Source organism: Vitiosangium sp. GDMCC 1.1324 (genome assembly GCF_003044305.1).
GTDB lineage: Bacteria > Myxococcota > Myxococcia > Myxococcales > Myxococcaceae > Archangium.
The window spans coordinates 757,784-774,584 of record NZ_PZOX01000003.1; the positions used below are offsets into that span (position 1 = coordinate 757,784).

The following is a 16,801-nucleotide window of genomic DNA, read 5'->3' on the forward strand; positions in this document are numbered from 1 at the left end:
GGGCGCATGGTGGGTTCCGTGACATCGCGAATCGAGGTCCTTCTCATCGAGGATGACGTGCACCTGGCGCGCCTCACGGCCGAGTACCTGGAGAAACATGGGCTGCCTACGCGGTGCGCGCACGACGGTGAGCGTGGGCTCGCCGAGGCCCTGCGGGGTACCTTCGACATCGTCCTCATCGATGTCATGTTGCCGCGCAAGGACGGGCTCACCGTGTGCCGCGAGCTCCGGGTGCGCTCGGCCGTGCCCATCATCATGCTCACCGCACGCGGCGAGGAGGCGGACCGGGTGATGGGGCTGGAGCTCGGGGCGGACGACTATGTGTCCAAGCCCTTCTCCTCGCGCGAGCTGCTGGCGCGCATCACCGCGCAGGTGCGCCGCAGCCGCGGCCTGCTGGGCCCCTCGCGCGAGGTGCTCCACGTGGGACCGCTCTCCCTGGACCGAGGGGCCCGGAAGGTCTCCCTCCACGGCCGCGAGCTGTCGCTGACCGGGCACGAGTTCTCCCTGCTGTGCGCGCTCGCCGAGCGGGCCGGCCGGGTGCTCTCGCGCGAGCAACTCCTGGAGCTGGCGAAGGGCACCCTCGAGGGGCCGGTGGACCGGGCCATCGATGTGCACGTCTCCCGGTTGCGCCAGAAGCTCGGGGATGACGCGCGCAACCCCCGGCTGCTCCGGACAGTGCGCGGGGTGGGTTATGTCCTGGGGGAGAGCGAGGGCGCATGAGCCAGCAACCCCCCCGCCCGCGCCAGCCACGCCGGATGTTCTGGCGCATCTACGGCTACGGCCTGCTGATGCTGCTCGCCACGTACTTCTCGGCCACTGGCGCCGCGTACCTGGTCGAAACGCACCTCTCGCCGCTGGACAGCGACTACGAGGCCGTCCAGCGCCTCGTCACGGTAGCCAACGAGGCGCCAGCGAACATGACCTGGGAGCTCGAGCGGATCGCCTCCGAGACGTCCGTACGCGCCACGGTGTATCGAACCAGCGGTGAGATGGTGGCCACGGCGGCCCGGCCTCCCATCCCGGCCCTGGACGCTGGCGAGCTGGCGCAACACCGGCGTCGTTGGGATCGGGTGAGGGGCGATGCGGGCATGTATTTGAGCCTTACCCCGAAGGGAGGCGTGCTGGCGGGCCTCACCTGGAGAGGCGACACGCCCTCTGGCTATGTGCTGATGCAGATACCGGAGCGGTCCCCTTCTCCCAATGCATACCGGGGGATGATCTGGGCGCTCATGCTGCTCGTCCTGGCGCTGGTCTCCATCCCCCTGGCGCGGGCGCTCGCGGGCCCGGTGGAGCGGCTGACGGGCGCGGTGCGGGACTTCGGCCAGGGCCGCCTGTCCGCCCGCGCGGAACTGAAGGGCCGTGACGAGGTGGCCGAGCTCGGGCGCTCCTTCGACGAGATGGCCGAGCGGATGCAGTTGCTCATCCGCAGCGAGAAGGAGCTGCTGGCCAATGTCTCGCACGAGCTGCGCACGCCCCTGGCGCGGCTGGGCGTCACCCTGGACCTCGCCGAGGAGGGTCATCCGGACGAGCTGGCGCGGCGGCTGCCGGACCTGCGCCGGGACATCGGCGAGTTGCAGCAGCTCGTCGAGGGCGTGCTCCAGATGGCGCGGCTCGACCTGGAGGGAAACCACGCGGGGCAGCCGGGACCGAGGGTACGCCTGGAGGTGGTGGACCCCACCGCCTTCCTCCAGGAGACCGCCGAGCGGTTCCTCCAACTCCATCCGGAGCTCCCACTCACGGTGGAGGGGACCGAGGGCCTGCCGGCGCTGCGGGCGGACGGGGTGCTCCTGCGGCGGGCGCTCCACAACCTGCTCGACAACGCGCGCAAGTACTCGGAAGCGGGCAGCCCCGTGACGCTCCGAGCCCACGAGGTGTCTGGTGCACTCCAGGTGGAGGTGGAGGACCGCGGAATCGGTGTCGCGCCCGAGGACCTGCCGAGGCTCTCGAGCCCCTTCTTCCGTACCGACCGCAGCCGTGCGCGGGGCACCGGCGGGGTGGGCCTCGGGCTGACGCTCACGCGCCGCATCGTCGAGGCTCATGGCGGCACGCTTTCCATCCAGAGCCAGCCCGGAGAAAGAACGCGGGTGACACTCCGGTTGCCGCTCGAGGACGCCCTCAGGACTCGCCAGCGTTCTCCAACAGGGGCAACTCCACCGTGAAGGTGGCCCCCTTGCCCGGGGTGCTCTCCGCGGTGACCGTGCCCCCCATGGCCTGGAGGATCTGCTGCGTCACGTAGAGCCCCAGTCCCAACCCGCCATAGTGCCGATCCGACACGCCCCGCTCGAACTTGTGGAAGATGCGCGACAGCGCCTGGGGATCGATGCCGATGCCCTCGTCCTGCACCACCATCCGGGCACGCGCCCCCGAGGCATGAACGCGGATGAAGACGGGGTGGCCGGCCCCGTACTTGATGGCGTTGATGAGCAGGTTGGAGACCACCTGCTCGAGCCGCAGCCGCTGCCACCGGCCCACCACGGGCTCGTCCATCTCCAGCACCAGGGGACTGCCCGCCCGCTGTGCCTGGGAATGAAGGCGCACGGCCACCTGCCGCACCAGCGACACCAGGTCCACTTCCTCCCGCTCGATGTGCAATCGGCCCTCGCTGATGTGCGTCACGTTCAGCAGCCCTTCCACCAGCTCCGTCAGTTTCTTCACCTGGTGACGGCACATCTCCAGGTGCCCGAGCAGACGCTGGGCCAGCGGCGGCTCACACTGCGCCTGGATCTCACGCGTGAGCACCTGCAGCTTGAGCACCAGGGGCGTGAGGGGTGTCTTCAGCTCATGGCTGGCGACGGAGAGGAACTCGTCGCGCAGCATCACCGCGTGCTGCGCATCCCGGTAGAGCCGCGCGTTGTCCGCCGAGAGCGCGGCGCGCCGGGCGAGATCCTCCAGGGCCGCGAGCTCCGCCATGCCGTAGCGCCGCCCCGAGCGCGCGGTGGTGAAGAAGGTGAGGACGCCCAGGGTGCGTCCACGGGCTATCAGGGGAATGGCCATCAGGGAGATGGGGCGGCAGGCCACCATCAGCCGTGCGTGCTCATCATCGTGCGCCCGCCTGAAGAGGCGCTCGACATCCACTTCCGGCATCAGCACCGGGCGCCCCTCACGCAACGCCACCGCCGGAGGAAGGGCGGAGTTGCCCTCCAGCCGGGTCGGAAAACGGCGGGCCTCCCGGGCCAGGGACGCATCCGCCGGGTCTCCCACCACCACCTCCACCCGGCGCACCGAGCCGTCCTCCTCCACCAGGTCCACCATGCACCAGTCGGCCAGCGTGGGCACTGCGAGCCGCGCCAGGGCGGTGAGCGTCGTCACGTCGTCCAGGGAAGAGGTCAGCGTCGTGCCCGTCTCCACCAGGAAGCGCAGCAACTCCTCGCGTTGGCGCCGCTCGGTGATGTCGATGACCGAGCCCACATAGCCGAGGAACTCTCCGCCCGGCCCGAAGCGGGGGGACGCCGCGTCGATGGCCCAGCGGTACTCGCCATCCACGCGCCGCAGCCGGTAGTCCAGCCGGAAGGGCGCATGCCGCGCGTTGGCATCGAGGAAGATGGCCTGTGCCGCCGCGGCATCCTCGGGATGGACCGCCTTCAGCCATCCGAAGCCCAGGCCCGTCAGCTCCGTCTGGCCGGTGAAGTCGTACCACTGCCGGTTGAGGTATGTGCACACGCCCTGCGGATTCGTCACCCACATCATCACCGGCGCGTGGTCCGCCATGTTGCGGAAGCGCGCCTCGCTCTCCTGGAGGGCGCGCTCGGCGGCCTTGCGTTCGCTGATGTCCATGAGCGTCACCATCACCCGGTCCGCCCGCCCCACCACCGCGTCCCAGGCGAAGGTGAAGAGCACCTCGAAGCGATGGCCGTCCAGGGCCTGGACGATCGACTCCGCCTCGACCAGGGAGCGGCCCTCGTCCAGCGCGACCAGTTGCTCGATGAACGCGTCCATCGACTCCGGGAGCAGGAGGCGATCCAGCGAACCGAGCAGTTCCTCCTGGCTCGAGGCTCGGAACATCCGCAGCGTCGCGGCGTTGACGCTCACCACCCGGACCTTCGCCACCGCCTCGTGGACGAAGTCCGGGTGCGCGGCACACCAGGCGCGCACATCCGAGACGCCCTGGCGCCGCAGCGCGCGCACCAGTTCCTGCACCTGGGAGAAGTCCTCCTCCCAGATGGAGACGGCCACTGTCTGGACGATCTGCCTGGCGTGTGCCTCGCGCTCCTCCAACTCGGCGACACGGCGCAACAGGGCGGCCCGCTCGTCCCCAGAGCGGCCTCCACGACTCGCCTCGGAATTCTTCCTGGGTGCCTTGGGCATGGGTTTCCGAAAGACCCCCTGCGTCGTGACAAGGAGAGGCGGCGCATATCAGGCGCACCCCTCACGCAGTACCAGGAATTGACCCGAGCGGGTCAATTCCGGATATCCCAGGTGAAGCGTCAGCCGTGCGGACAGGAGCACCACGTCGAACGGCCGGACGAGACTTCAGAGCACGGACTCCCGCACGGCCCTCGCGCCTGGCCGGTAGCCCAGCGCCTGCTCCACCTGCACCGCCCGCTGCGCGTAGGTGTGCTCGGACAACACCCGGCGGCGCGCCGCCTGTCCCAGATCGCGTACGCCGTCGTCCGTGAGGCACAGCACCGCCTCGGCCACCTCCAGGCCGTCCTGCGCCACCAGGCACTCGCGTCCCGGCTCGAGGAAGAGCTCGATTCCCTCCCAGGCATCGGTGAGCAGGCAGGAGCCCGCGGCGGCCGCCTCGAACAGATGCGGGCTCGGAGAGAAGCCGAAGCGCGCCATGCCGTCGCGGCTGATGTCGAGCACCGAGCGGGCGCTCCCGCGCAGGATGTTGTGCTCGCGCGGTGGAACGGGGCCCACGTAGCGCACGTTGGAGGGCCGCTGCCGGTCACCCCATCCCTCTCCTCCCAGCAGGAAGCGCTTGTCCGGCAACAGGTCCGCGGCACGCAGGAAGTAGGACTCCACGCGCCGCTCCAGGTCCGGCCACCGGTCGTCCAGGAAGACCAGGTCACAGCTGAAGCGCGGGTCCGGGCCCACCGGACGGTGCACGGAGGGGTCCACCGCGCTGTAGACGGGAACACACTCCCGGGCTCCGAAGTCTCGGTAGGCCAGCACCACCGGATCCCCTCCGCCCTGGGTGAAGATGCGGTCGTAGCGCGGCACGAGCTCCAGGAACGGGTCCTCCGGATTGCCCGCCATGCGCTCCAGGGTGATGGGAGCGTCCAGGTCCCAATACACCACCTGCGTGGAACCGGACTTCAGCTCCAACACGCGGGCATTCAACCACTCGTCGAAGACACCCACGCCGCTGGCCTTCACCACCACGTCCGCGTTCCGGGCGTCCTCGAGGCACCGCTCCAGTCCCTCCGTGTCCTCGGCCGGGTACATCACCACCGTCGCGTAGTCCGGCGCCACGGGAAGATCCCTGTGCCGCTGACGCTCGGGCAGCGCCGGCTCATAGAACGTGATGCGATGCCCACGCACGTGCAGCGCCCGGAGCAGTCCCCGGTAGTACATGGCGGCCCCGTTCCACCAGGCGGAGACGAGGCTCGCGCCAAAGAAGGCGATCCGAAGTCCGTGGCTGTTCATCCAAAATCCTTTCCCCGCGACCGGCCCCCCAGTCCGGCCTCAACGCCCAGGTCCCCTGAGAATGCGTACCGGCCAACAATCTCCGGTCAGGTCGCCCGTGCCAGCTGGGGCTGTGCGGGCGATGCCACCCCGGACTCGCGGTCCAGTTCGGCGTAGACCGCAAGGTAGGCATCGGCCATGCGCTCCGGGGAGAACTCCAGTGCACGCGTCCGTGCAAGGGTGGACATCCGGCTGCACAGCACGGGCTCCGACACCAGACGCCGCAGGGCCCGCGCGAGCATGTCTGTGTCATCCGGAGGAACGAAGACAGCCGCGTCGTCCCACACCTCGCGCAGGGAGGGGATGTCCCCCAACACGAGCGCACACCCGGCGAGCGCGGCCTCCAACGCCGACGGGCCGAAGGGCTCGTAGCGCGAGGGCATGACATAGATGGAGGCACGGCCCATGTACCCGGCGAGCTCCCCGCGCGACAGCCTCCCCAGGGGGCGCACGTAGCGCGCACGCACCTCGCCCCCGTCCGGGTGCTGGAGCTCACCGGCCACCAACACCGGCCAGTCCAGCCGGGGCGCCACCGTCTCCAGCACCTCCAGGTTGCGCGCCTCGTCCCACAGCCGGCCCGTGGCGAGGATGAAGGGCTCGCGCACGGGGGCAGGCGGGAAGTCCTCGTGGTGGCGCGCGTGGGAGATGACACAGGAGGGAGGCAGGGGCCCGTAGTGCCGAGCCAGGGACGCCAGCAGGGCGGCGGTGGGCGCCACCACGTACCCCGCGGCCCGCAGGCCCCGCGTCACCGCCCAGCGATAGTGCACGTCCGATTCCACGGCCGGCTCCCCCTGCACCGCCTCCCACCGCGAGAGGGCGCACTCGTGGGCCACCACCAGCGGCCTGCGCCGCCACGGCAGCGCACCGTGGCAGGAGCCATTGAGGTGCACCGCGTCCGGCCGCACACGGGCCTCCAGCTCCAGCAGCCACTCCCCCGCCGCTTCCAGGTCCTCCCAGGCGACTCCCGGCCCCTCGGCCGCCCACGTGCTCTGCTCGACGGAGAGCCCCGGCAGGCCCCGCACCTCCGCCCACTGCGCCGCGGTGAGGGGCGCACCCAGGGTGGCCAGGGTCACCGCCACGCCCCGGCGGCCCAGCGCCCGGCTCAGCTCCCGCGCGTACGCCCACATGCCACCCGAGGTGCGCGTGGTCATGAGCACGCGACGCACTTCCCCGGATGCGCTCGGGCGCGCGGACACGGGGGGAAGGAGCGAGGAGCGGTCGCGCATGATGAACATAGGCGGTAACACATCCGCGTCCCTGTAACAGGCGGGGGCCCCCCCTGGAGCAGCAGTTGCTGAACGAAGCACCGCCGCCCATGCCCACTCGTCAACGGCTCCACTGCCCGGAATCGGACAGGCGATCCAGCGACGTGAAAACGTCCTTGTCACCTCTCAGTGAGAGAGAATGTCCAACGCGCGTCGGTGGTACGCCTCGCGCTTGTCCAATCCGTTGAAGCCCCCGTTGATGCGGCGGGTGATCTCCCGGAAGTCCCCCACGTCCGCGAGCGCGTTGAGGCCGCGGCTTGTCCAGAACCAGGCCGCGACCCGGAAGCCCACGTCGACGTCTCCTGCTCGAAGGGGGTTGGCCTCCAGATCGATGCCCAGCGCCTGGCCCGCGGCCCGGTAGTTGGCGCGGCCGGTGAGCTGGATGGGGCCTCGGCCCTTGAAGCGGCGGCCATCTCCCGGCTCGGTGTTCCCCAGGTCCTCGCGGCCCTCGTACTGCTCGCCGGAGGAGAGCTCCTCGAAGTAGCGCAGCTCCCCGCTCTCGAAGGCGAGCTGCGCGAGGAAGGCCGCCTGGCGCTGCGGGGTGGTGATGTCCGCCTCGACCATCGCCGCGTCGAGGTAGGGCAGACACTCGTCCGCGCGGGCGGCCGACAGCCTGGGCATGATCTCGCGAAGCACCTTCGACGTGAGCCCCGAGCCGACGGGAATCTCGGGCGGCGCGCCCTCCACATGGACGCCGAGCGCGCTCCACGTCTGGGGCCCGACGACGCCATCCACGATGAGGCCCCGGGACTTCTGGAAGGCCTTCACGGCGGTCTCGGTCCTCACCCCGAAGACACCATCGGTTGCGCCGGGATCGAACCCGGCCTCGAGCAGCCGGCGTTGCAGCTCGGCGACCTCCGGGCCGCGCGACTCCAGGCGCAATTCCCGGGGGGTGGTGGACGATTGAAGGGACGAGATGTCGAGGGAGGGCATCGCAACCTCCATGTAGAGCCTCCACCCGAGAATGGAGACGGCACGACGGATTCGTGAGGCCCCGCGGTTCGCGAAACGAGGGCATGCCGCCTGCTCGCCGCTCGGATGGGGGTAACCCCGGGTAGCTGACCAGGAGAGGGGCGAGAAGCTCGTCACCCTGGTGGAGGTGGGAGCGTCCAGCATGACGCTCGAGCCCAGGGCGGCACTCCGTAGCCCTTTCCTTGCCATGCGCCTGCCATGCCGTGCCAGGTTCGACTCCGTTCCGGAGAGAATCTCGCCTGCGTCAGTAGACGATGCAGTCGAACCTCTCGATGACGGCCTTGAGCGCTTCCGGGGTGGTGTCGAGTTCCTTGGCAATAGAGGGAGCGTGTTCGGTCAGGGCCACGGTGGAGCGTGGGTGCTTGTGCAGCTTCTCGATGACGACTCGACCAAAAAGGTCCGGCCACTCAACGCTGTTGAGCTCACGGCTCCTGCCGATGGGATCCAGGATGGTGAAACAGGGCCACTTGGGAAACTGGAGGGTGCGGGTGTCACAGCCGTGGAAACGGCAGCCGTTCAGGCGGGCCTCGGTGAAGTCGCAGTCCTCGATGGAGCCGTGCTGAAACCCCGGCAGGCTCATGTACTCGGGCCAGTGCCCGAAGTCGCACCCCGACAGCCGCCCCTTGAACCGACAGCCCTTCAGCGACGCCGCCAGCCATTGCTGGTGGTTCTTCAACTCCTGCTTCACCTCGAAGGTGCAGTTGATGAAACGCGCTCCATCGAAGAACAGACGCCGGGCGGACACCTTCAGCACGAGGGTGCAGTTCTTCAGCGTCAAGCTGGGGCCCAGGAAGTAGTGCGCCTCCTTGTCCATCAACTCCAGCCGCTCGTTTTCAATCTCCTTGTTCTCGAAGAGGACGTTACCGAACCGGTCCATGGCTACCGCCTCTTTCAGAAGGTGAGCATCCGGAAGAACTCGCCCGCCATGCGCCTGCCGTGCCGTGCCAGGTTCGACTCCGTTCCGGAGAGAATCTCGTACTTGCGGTTATTCGTCAGGTCAACCACGTCGACCCCCTGGTGGTTGAACCGGAGGCGACCTTTGAATTGTGCCTCCACGTTGGCGTGCACGAAACGCCCCCGGGCCTCGCGCTCCAACAGCCGCGACAGCCAGTACTTGCCCTGATCCCGGGCCTTCTCAATGGCCGTGAACTCACTCGGGCTGAGTTTATCTGGCCCCCATTCCTTCGCGGCCTTGGTAACAGCATCCTGGAGCATGTCCCCCACCTTGTCCTCAGCGGGAATGTCCACCGCCGATTTGCCACGTGGCACGTGCCAGCGCTGGCCGTCGCTGAGTTCGACCTGCCGGTTGCCGCCCCGGTGACGGATGACGGTTTCGGCGGAGCGCCCCCCAGGGGCTGTTTCCCCACCACCCACCCGCCCCTTCTTGAGCATCACCACGGCCATGGGGCCCTGCGGTGAGGTGGCCACTGTCTCCGCCGCCGCCACCGCCCTGTCCAGGGCTCCCTCCGATGCGAGCGCCGCCTCCGTGGCCTCCAGGCACCCCATGACAGCGGCACCGCCCTGCGCTTCGAACTGTGCTCCCGCGAGATTGAATCGCGGAAGCGACTTCACCCGTGCCACCACCTGCCCCAGCGTGTGTCCGGCGAGTGTGGACACTGCGAGAATCATGGCCCTCGCCGCGTCCTCGCCCAGCACCTTGCTGAACTCCTCACCCGCCGCACGCAACTCCTCGAAGGTGGTGGCGTGGTACGCCGTGTCGGCCATACGGGCCCACCCGTCCATCAGCTCGTACACCGTCTTGAGGCCCAGGTAGCCCATCAGGATGAGGGTCATGCCGGCGGCCAGGGCCTTGCTTGTCGGCTCGGGTACCACCCACATCATGCAGTAGAGGGCGACCGTCCAGACGACCATGGAGACGAGCGCCCGCACGTCCAGCAGCTCGCGTCCCAGCGCCGCACGCGTCTCGTCGAGCACGTTGCCGAAGGCCAGGGCCAGGGCCAGCGTGCGCCGGTCGTCCGTGCGCAGGTACGGGTCATCGTCCAGCAGGCCCAGGCAATCGCCGCCGCCCCGGGGCTCACACCACTTGAGGTACTTCTCCTTGAGGGCCTGTTCGGCCTGGGGGGTGAGGATAACCGGGCCCTCCTGGCGCTCGAGTATCCAGGTGACGCCCTCGCCGCGGTGCTGCTCCAGCTTCCAGTAGCCCGTCGCTGCCACCTTGGAGTCGTCGGGTGGCGTCCCCAGGAGGCTCAGCAACTCATGGGCGGCCTGCCGTGGCGTCTTGTGCTTCAGCCGCACGTCGCGGGAGAGGCGCAGGACGGCCTGCTGGAACTCGGCCCTGGGAATGGGCACCGGCCTAGTGGCGACGGCACCGGGCTCCATGAAGTCCACGACGTACACCGTGGCGGACTCGAGACCGGGCTCCGCCGTAGCCTCCACACGCTCTTTCGGTGCCGGTGGGGGCGTGAGCGAGTCGGAGCGGGAGCCGCCCCGTGGAGTGCCCGTGGCACACGCGAACTGGAAGAGGACGAGGAGGGCCCAGGCGCCAACGCAGGGGCCCAGCCGCGCGCCCGTGGGGCGAGCGCGAGGAAGACGGGTGGACACGGCGCACCTCCTGAAGCGACGCACCCAAAGCCGTCGCTCCAGAATTACACGGAAATGCAGATACGCCCGTCAAGGCACCGGGTAGGTCGTTGGCTGGAAGATGCAGTGGGTTGGGGCCCCGTGGCCGCTTGTCAGGGATTGTCCGGCTGCTGGATGTGAGTCGGCGCGTCCTGCCCCGGAAACACCACGCCGCGCACAGTGATGGTGCGCGGCCCATTCGCCTCGCCCAGCCGCAGGAGGAAGGTCCCCCGCAGCTGATCCTCCGTGGCCTCCGCCACCACCGTGAGCTGGCGCTTTTTTCCGGGCAGAAGGGGCTCGGACGGCCATACGTGCAGTACCCGCAGCCGCACGCCCTCGGTGCACACCAACTCCGCCCCTTCCGCGCCCTCCGCCGTCCAGGGCCGGTTGCTCTTGTTCTCCACCAGCAGTTCCACCGCTACCTGCTCTGCATTCGGTGCGCGGTAGCTGTGGGCCTCCTGCACCTTGAGTGTTTCGCCGGGGCGCTGGGTGATGTCGGCGGTGATGTTCCGCACCTCGACGCCCCGGCCTCTTCCCACCAGTCCGGCGTCGAACAGGCCCATGAGGCCCTCGGGGCGCTGCCCCTCCACGCGGGTGCGCTCCAACGCCAGCTCCGCCTCGCCAGGAACCAGAGCAGGGAGAGCATGCTCCGGTTCCTACCATGAAGGTGACTTCCGGCGTAACCCCGGCCTCATGACTTCCCGGGTAGCGACCCGCTCACCTGGGGGAAGAGGGGTACCGGCACCCGAGGGCACCGGTCCCCCTCGCCAAGGGACGCTCTACTTCTTGACGTCCGAGCCCTTGCCCGCCTCCGCGCCCTGGCCGGCTTCCTTCACCGCCGCGTCCTTGCCCGTCTCCGTCTTCGACTTGCGCAACGGACAGGAAACGATCGCCCCGTTCGGATCGATGGCGTCCTTGCCGGACTCCACCTTGAGAACCTTGCGCTCCTCGCCAATCACGAACGTGTAACGGTTCGCCAGCGTCAACACCGGCGTCTTCACGTCATAGAGATTGGTGAGCTTCGCTTCCGGATCCGGAATGAACGGGAACTGCGCCTTCAACGACTCCTTGAACTTCGCCAACGTTTCCTTGTCATCCGTACTGACGGCCAGGACCTGGCCGTGGAGCTTCTCGATATCCGCGTACCGATCCCGGTACGCCGAGAGCTCACGCGTTCAACCACCTGTGAAGGCCTTGGGGAAGAAGGCCAGGATGACCGGGCCGTCCTTCACCATCTGCGACAGGGTGTACGACTTGCCGGCGGTGTCCTCCACCGTGAAGTCCGGCGCGACGTCCCCCACTTGGGGGGAGGCTCCCGCGAGGAAGCCCGCTACGAGCGTGGGAATGAGCATGCCCCCGAGTAAAGGACTTCGCCGCCTCCGGCGCAACAGGGGGGCCCGCTCGGACTACTTCTCACCCATGCGCGCCCACACCGCCGCGGCGGCCTCGCGCGCCTGCTCCGCCACCACGGACGGATTCACCGACAGGGGCCGGCGCGCCCACACCCGCCACACGCCGTCCACCATCACCGACTCCACGTGGCGCGAGCCCAGGCCGAACACCACGTGCCAGGCCAGGTTCTCCGCCGTCAGCGGGGTGGCCGGCTGGTAATCCATGAGGAGCAGGTCCGCCAGCGCGCCCTCGCGCATCGGCCCCACCTGCACCCCGAAGGCCTGCGAGGCCAGCCGCTGCCCGTTGGCCAGGTAGCGCAGCACGTCGATGGGCTGCCCCGCGTCACGAGAGCGCAACCACGCCGCCTGCGCCTCGGCGAACATGTCCGCGCTGACGCCGTCCGCGCCCAGCGTGGCCCGGTGGCCGAACTTGAGGGCCGGCGCGTACCCCACTTCGGCCTCCATGTTCGAGCGCGGCGTGTGCGCCAGCCACGCGCCCGTGGGCAGCAGCTGCGCCAGCTCCGGCCATGCCAGGTGCCCCACGTGCGCCAGCAACGCTTGCGGCGACAGCAGCCCTCCGTCCACCAGGCGCGACACCGGCGAGGCGCCAAAACGCTCCGTCGACAGCTTCTCGTCCAGCGGATCCTCCGCCAGCGGCACGTGCAGCCCCGAGCCCGTGTTCTTCACCGCCTCGGCCAGCCCCTCCAGGGCCTCCTTGCCCACGGTGAAGAGCGGCGCCGAGCCCACCTGCCCTCGCAGCCGCCCGCGCGCCTTGCGCGCGCAGGACACCGTCTCCTCCAAGCCCTCCTCGCGGCCCACCGCGCCGCGCCTGTCCGTCACCGCGTAGGAGAGCACTCCGCGCACGCCCACCTCGTGCAGGCCCCGCCCCACCCGGAGCAACGAGCCATGGATGGCCTTGGGTGAGGAGTGAAGGTCGAAGAGCGTGGTGGTGCCGCACTGGAGCGCCTCGAGCCCGCCGGCGGTCGCGGCCACCTGCACCGCGTCCAGGTCCAGCGCGTCCTCGTAACGCCAGCGCACCTTCTCGAGCAACTCCTGGTAGCCATCCAGCTTGGGCCGGGGCATGCCGCGCCCGAGCGTCGCGGAGAGCCGCTGGTGCGAGCTCACCAGACCCGGGAAGACGAGCCTGCCCGAGAGCGCGATGACCTCGTCGTCCGGCGACGCCTGGAGATCGGGGCCCCGGGCCACGATGCGCTCGCCCTCGATGCGCAGGTCCACCCGCTCGACACACGCGGGTTCGAGCTCGACGACGATTCCGCCTTTCAGGAGCGTGCCCAACCGTCCCTCCGGTTTGTCTGCGACTGCGCCACCGTTACGACGTCAGCGCTCCTCGCCGCGCGCCGCCGATCGCTCCACACGTTAGCACTCCCTCCGGCGGGAAGCCCGCCCGTCGAGTCCCACCCAGCGCCCCACCCGGCTTCACCCCAGGTGGGAGTCCCGCGCCCAATCTCCCGCCGGGAGGAGCGCCAGGCACTCGGGAGCGACATTGCCACTCGACTCCTCGCCTGCTCCTGGCTCGTTCCATGGAAGCCCCATGTCTGGGATGCGCCTCGCCCAGCCACTCTGTCCGAGCCCACGAAAAGCCCTCGGGACGGTTGGGAAGGTGTCACCGGACGCCGCGTCTCGTAGACTGCGACCATCGTGGTTCCCGACAGCAGCAACCCATCCTGGTTTGGCCGCTACCGTCTGAGCTCGCGCATCGCGACCGGTGGCATGGCCGAGGTGTATCTCGGGCGGCGCGTCGAAGAGGACGGTTCGCGCGGTCCCGCGGTGGCGGTGAAGCGGCTGCTGCCCCACATGCTCGCCGACCGGCGCATCGTGCAGATGTTCCTCAACGAGGCGCGCATCACCGCCCAGATACAGCACCCCAACGTCATCTCCATCCTGGAGCTCGGCGTCGAGGGCCCCGAGCCCTTCATCGTCATGGAGCTGCTCGAGGGCCGCTCCTTCGCCGAGCTGCGCCAGGAGGCCGCCGAGCGCGGCAAGCACGTGCCCCTGGGCATCACCCTGCGCATCCTCGTGGATGCGTGCCGGGGACTGGACGCCGCCCACCGCGCCGTGGACCAGGAAGGCCGGCCGCTGCGCATCGTCCACCGCGACTTCACCCCGGACAACATCCACGTGGGCGTCAGCGGGGCGGTGAAGGTCATCGACTTCGGCATCGCCCGCGCCGAGTCCATCGGCTCCGGCACCGAGCCCGGCACCCTCAAGGGCAAGTTCTTCTACATGTCGCCGGAGATGATCATCGGTGACACGGTGGACCACCGCGCCGACATCTTCGCCGCCGGCGTCATGCTCTACGAGCAGCTCTGTGGCCGCAGGCCCTTCACCGGTCCCGGTCCCGAGGCCGTGCTCCTCCGCATCGCCGAGGGCCGTCCCCGCCCACCCACCGAGTTCGACCCGTCCGTGCCCCCGGAGATGGATCGCATCTGCCTCCTGGCGCTCGCGAGAGACCCCAACGAGCGCATCGAGAGCCTCCAGCTCTTCACCGACGCCATCGAGCGTGTCGGGGGCGCCGCCGAGGTGGCCTCCACCGAGGAAGTGGCCGCCTACGTGGAGGCGCTCTTCCCGCTCGACAGCGATCCGAAGCGCCAGACCCTCCGCCGCGCCCGGCTCGCGGATCCCTCCCAGCCCGCCACGAGTGCGGTCCTGGCCGCGGCGAGGGCCTCGGGGAGCCGCCCCGGACAGCCTCCGGGACGCACCGTCACGCCGGCGCGGGCCGAACCCGTGACGGCCACTCCCGCTCCCGCCCAGCCCTCGCCGCGAGGAGAGGCCCCCGCCGCTGGGACCCCCCAGACCTCCTCCCCTCCGAAGAAGCGGCGGCTCGTGCCCGTGGTGGCCGCGCTCGGGGGACTGCTCGTGCTGGGTGGAGGAGCCGCAGCCCTGTTCCTGCGCCAGGGCCCGCCCCCCGCCGAACGGCTCGCCACCGCCGAGGCCTCCTCGGACCCGAAGGCCCGCGTCTCCTCATTGGAGGGCCTGGGCAAGGACCAGCGCGCCAACGAGGCCCAGCTCGCCCGGGCCGGCGCGCTACTGCTCGACGCGGGTGCTCCCCAGGCGGCGATGGACGTGGCCGAGTCCTTCGTCGAGCGCTTCCCCCAGAACGTGGAGGCCCACCTGCTCGCGGCGCGCGCCAGCACCGAGCTGCGCATCGGCCGCCGCGCCGAGCGCGCCATCGAGCAGGCCACCGCGCTCGCGCCCAAGGACGTCCGCCCGCTGCTGGCGCTCGCCGAGCTGCGCGAGCGCCAGGGTGACGTGTCCGGTGCGCTCGCGGCACTCGCCCAGGCGTACGAGAAGCACCCGCGGGACGCCGAGGTCGCCCCCCGCTACGGCCTGCTGCTGTCGCACAACGGGCAGCTCGAACCGGCCGCGGAGGTGCTGGGGGCGTGGACGCGCCGCAACGAGGACGCGCGGGCGCTCGCGGAGCTGGGCTACGTGCGCTTCCGCCAGGACAAGCTGGATGACGCCGCGTCCCTGCTGCGCCGCGCGCTGCGCAAGGAGCCCGAGCTCGCGCTCGCCCACTACTACCTGGGGGCCATCCTCTTCCGGCAGGACAACATCTCCGGCGCCGAGCGGGCCTACCGCGAGGCGGATCGGCTCGAGCCCAAGAACCCCCGCGCCCTCATTGCCCTCTGTCAGGTACTCGTCCATGCGGGACGGGTGAACGATGTGGACGAGGTGAAGCGTTCACTGGCCACTCGATTTCCGGAGAAGGCAGGCTCGCTGGCTGCCGAGTGCGCCCCGGCACATTAGTGCTGATGGCGCCATGAACACCCGCCACTTCCCGCCGCTCGCCCTTGGCGCCGCACTGTTGTTCACCGCCGCGGCCTGTACCGACGACCGCACGACCGAGCCCGAGACGGAGACCGAGCCTCCTCCGCCCCGGACACCGAACTACGGTCCTCCCTCGCCCGCGGCTCCGGCGCCGCTCCCGGAGCGCGCCTCCTGCACCGGGCTCACCACGGGCCCTGGCACCTACGACTGGACCCTCTCGTACCAGGGGCGCACCCGACTCTTCCGGGTCCACGTCCCCACGGGCTACGACCCGGCGAAGCCCACGCCCGCCGTGCTGTCCTTCCACGGCTACAGCTCCAACGAGCAGGAGCAGGAAGGCCTGAGCCAGATGTCCCTGCAGGCCGACGCGCAGGGCTTCATCGCGGTGTATCCCCGCGGGCTGAGCCAGAACGATCTCAGCGGCAGCACGGACCCCCGCTCGGAGAGCACGCGCGGCTGGAACGCGGGCGTGTGCTGTGGCCCGGCGCAGATCTTCCGCTCGGACGACGTGGGCTTCGTGGATGCGCTGCTCGCGGACCTGGACACGCGCGTGTGCCTGGACACGAAGCGCATCTACGCCACGGGCCTGTCCAATGGCGGCTTCTTCTCCTACCGGCTCGCCTGCGAGCGCGCGGGGCAGTTCGCGGCCATCGCACCCGTGGCCGGCATGGAGGGCTTCGCCCCCTGTGAGCCCGTGCGTCCGGTCTCGGTGATGCACTTCCACGGCACGGATGATCCGACCATCCTCTACAACGGCGGCGATAACATCCCCTTCGGCGGCCCCTACCCCTCCGCACTCGAGTCCGTGACGCGCTGGACGCAGCGGGACGTCTGCACCAGCGCTCCGATCACCACCTTCGACCAGGGTGACAGCTCCTGCAGCACGTACAACACGTGCCTCCAGAACACCGCCGTCACGCTCTGCACCGTGCAGGGCGGCGGCCACACCTGGCCCGGGGGACTCATTCCGCCGGAGTACGGCTACACCACGAAGGACCTCGACGCGACCCAGGAGATGTGGCGCTTCTTCGCCACCCACCCCCGGCCCTGACGAAGCGGCGGGCCCGAACCGCCGTGCTCCGGGCGGTGGCGCCTGCGGTGGAAGGCATGGCCGCCCGCCACACCTTGCCCGTGAGACGGGAAGCCTCCAGCGTTGGATGTTGGCAGCCATATGCG

13 protein-coding genes are annotated in these 16,801 nt (G+C 69.8%); 4 read left to right on the plus strand and 9 right to left on the minus strand.

Annotated features, from left to right (window positions below):
- Window positions 1-6: 6 nt before the first annotated feature.
- Entirely contained in the window at window positions 7-720 is a 714-nt protein-coding gene (locus tag DAT35_RS11725) for a response regulator transcription factor (protein WP_108067022.1), read from the plus strand.
- Window positions 717-2,159, plus strand: coding sequence for a HAMP domain-containing sensor histidine kinase (locus tag DAT35_RS11730; RefSeq protein WP_108067023.1), 1,443 nt, complete (start codon window positions 717-719; stop codon window positions 2,157-2,159). Before DAT35_RS11725 ends, DAT35_RS11730 begins: the two co-directional genes overlap by 4 nt.
- Here the strand turns inward: DAT35_RS11730 and DAT35_RS11735 are convergent.
- The 9 genes from DAT35_RS11735 to DAT35_RS11775 form a co-directional block, all read right to left on the minus strand.
- Window positions 2,116-4,305, minus strand: a complete 2,190-nt coding sequence (locus DAT35_RS11735; protein WP_108067024.1) for an ATP-binding protein — start codon at window positions 4,303-4,305, stop codon at window positions 2,116-2,118. The genes DAT35_RS11730 and DAT35_RS11735 overlap by 44 nt on opposite strands.
- A 165-nt stretch (window positions 4,306-4,470) precedes the next feature.
- Complete coding sequence (locus DAT35_RS11740; protein ID WP_108067025.1) at window positions 4,471-5,589, minus strand: glycosyltransferase; 1,119 nt, start codon at window positions 5,587-5,589, stop codon at window positions 4,471-4,473.
- An 86-nt stretch (window positions 5,590-5,675) separates the two neighbouring features.
- Window positions 5,676-6,779, minus strand: coding sequence for a glycosyltransferase family 4 protein (locus DAT35_RS11745; protein ID WP_108067244.1), 1,104 nt, complete (start codon window positions 6,777-6,779; stop codon window positions 5,676-5,678).
- Between the two features lie 240 nt (window positions 6,780-7,019).
- Window positions 7,020-7,826 carry a peptidoglycan-binding protein gene (locus DAT35_RS60635; RefSeq protein ID WP_233261420.1) on the minus strand — a complete coding sequence of 269 codons (807 nt, stop codon included), beginning with the start codon at window positions 7,824-7,826 and terminating at the stop codon, window positions 7,020-7,022.
- Window positions 7,827-8,109: 283 nt separating this feature from the next.
- The gene (locus DAT35_RS11755) at window positions 8,110-8,742 is read right to left on the minus strand and encodes a pentapeptide repeat-containing protein (RefSeq protein WP_108067027.1); all 633 of its coding nucleotides are present in this window, start codon (window positions 8,740-8,742) and stop codon (window positions 8,110-8,112) included.
- A gap of 14 nt (window positions 8,743-8,756) precedes the next feature.
- Window positions 8,757-10,427, minus strand: coding sequence for a hypothetical protein (locus tag DAT35_RS11760; RefSeq protein ID WP_108067028.1), 1,671 nt, complete (start codon window positions 10,425-10,427; stop codon window positions 8,757-8,759).
- Between the two features lie 131 nt (window positions 10,428-10,558).
- Window positions 10,559-11,050, minus strand: coding sequence for a DUF2381 family protein (locus tag DAT35_RS11765; protein ID WP_158501656.1), 492 nt, complete (start codon window positions 11,048-11,050; stop codon window positions 10,559-10,561).
- A gap of 174 nt (window positions 11,051-11,224) precedes the next feature.
- Window positions 11,225-11,797 carry a peroxiredoxin family protein gene (locus DAT35_RS11770; RefSeq protein WP_108067030.1) on the minus strand — a complete coding sequence of 191 codons (573 nt, stop codon included), beginning with the start codon at window positions 11,795-11,797 and terminating at the stop codon, window positions 11,225-11,227.
- Between the two features lie 54 nt (window positions 11,798-11,851).
- Entirely contained in the window at window positions 11,852-13,132 is a 1,281-nt protein-coding gene (locus DAT35_RS11775; RefSeq protein WP_108067031.1) for an amidohydrolase family protein, read from the minus strand.
- A gap of 363 nt (window positions 13,133-13,495) precedes the next feature.
- Here DAT35_RS11775 and DAT35_RS11780 point away from each other — a divergent pair, with 363 nt between their 5' ends.
- Complete coding sequence (locus tag DAT35_RS11780; protein ID WP_255415171.1) at window positions 13,496-15,604, plus strand: protein kinase; 2,109 nt, start codon at window positions 13,496-13,498, stop codon at window positions 15,602-15,604.
- Window positions 15,605-15,617: 13 nt separating this feature from the next.
- Window positions 15,618-16,676: a PHB depolymerase family esterase gene (locus tag DAT35_RS11785; protein ID WP_108067033.1), complete on the plus strand. Its 1,059-nt coding sequence runs from the start codon at window positions 15,618-15,620 to the stop codon at window positions 16,674-16,676.
- The last annotated feature ends 125 nt before the right edge of the window (window positions 16,677-16,801 follow it).

What these genes read in the sequence shown, in the direction of transcription:
- DAT35_RS11730 (WP_108067023.1), top strand. Translation starts at nt 717, where the DNA reads ATGAGCCAGCAACCCCCCCGCCCGCGCCAGCCACGCCGGATGTTCTGG.
- DAT35_RS11735 (WP_108067024.1), bottom strand. Translation starts at nt 4,305, where the DNA reads ATGCCCAAGGCACCCAGGAAGAATTCCGAGGCGAGTCGTGGAGGCCGC.
- DAT35_RS60635 (WP_233261420.1), bottom strand. Translation starts at nt 7,826, where the DNA reads ATGCCCTCCCTCGACATCTCGTCCCTTCAATCGTCCACCACCCCCCGG.
- DAT35_RS11755 (WP_108067027.1), bottom strand. Translation starts at nt 8,742, where the DNA reads ATGGACCGGTTCGGTAACGTCCTCTTCGAGAACAAGGAGATTGAAAAC.
- DAT35_RS11785 (WP_108067033.1), top strand. Translation starts at nt 15,618, where the DNA reads ATGAACACCCGCCACTTCCCGCCGCTCGCCCTTGGCGCCGCACTGTTG.
- DAT35_RS11725 (WP_108067022.1), top strand. Translation starts at nt 7, where the DNA reads ATGGTGGGTTCCGTGACATCGCGAATCGAGGTCCTTCTCATCGAGGAT.
- DAT35_RS11745 (WP_108067244.1), bottom strand. Translation starts at nt 6,779, where the DNA reads ATGACCACGCGCACCTCGGGTGGCATGTGGGCGTACGCGCGGGAGCTG.
- DAT35_RS11740 (WP_108067025.1), bottom strand. Translation starts at nt 5,589, where the DNA reads ATGAACAGCCACGGACTTCGGATCGCCTTCTTTGGCGCGAGCCTCGTC.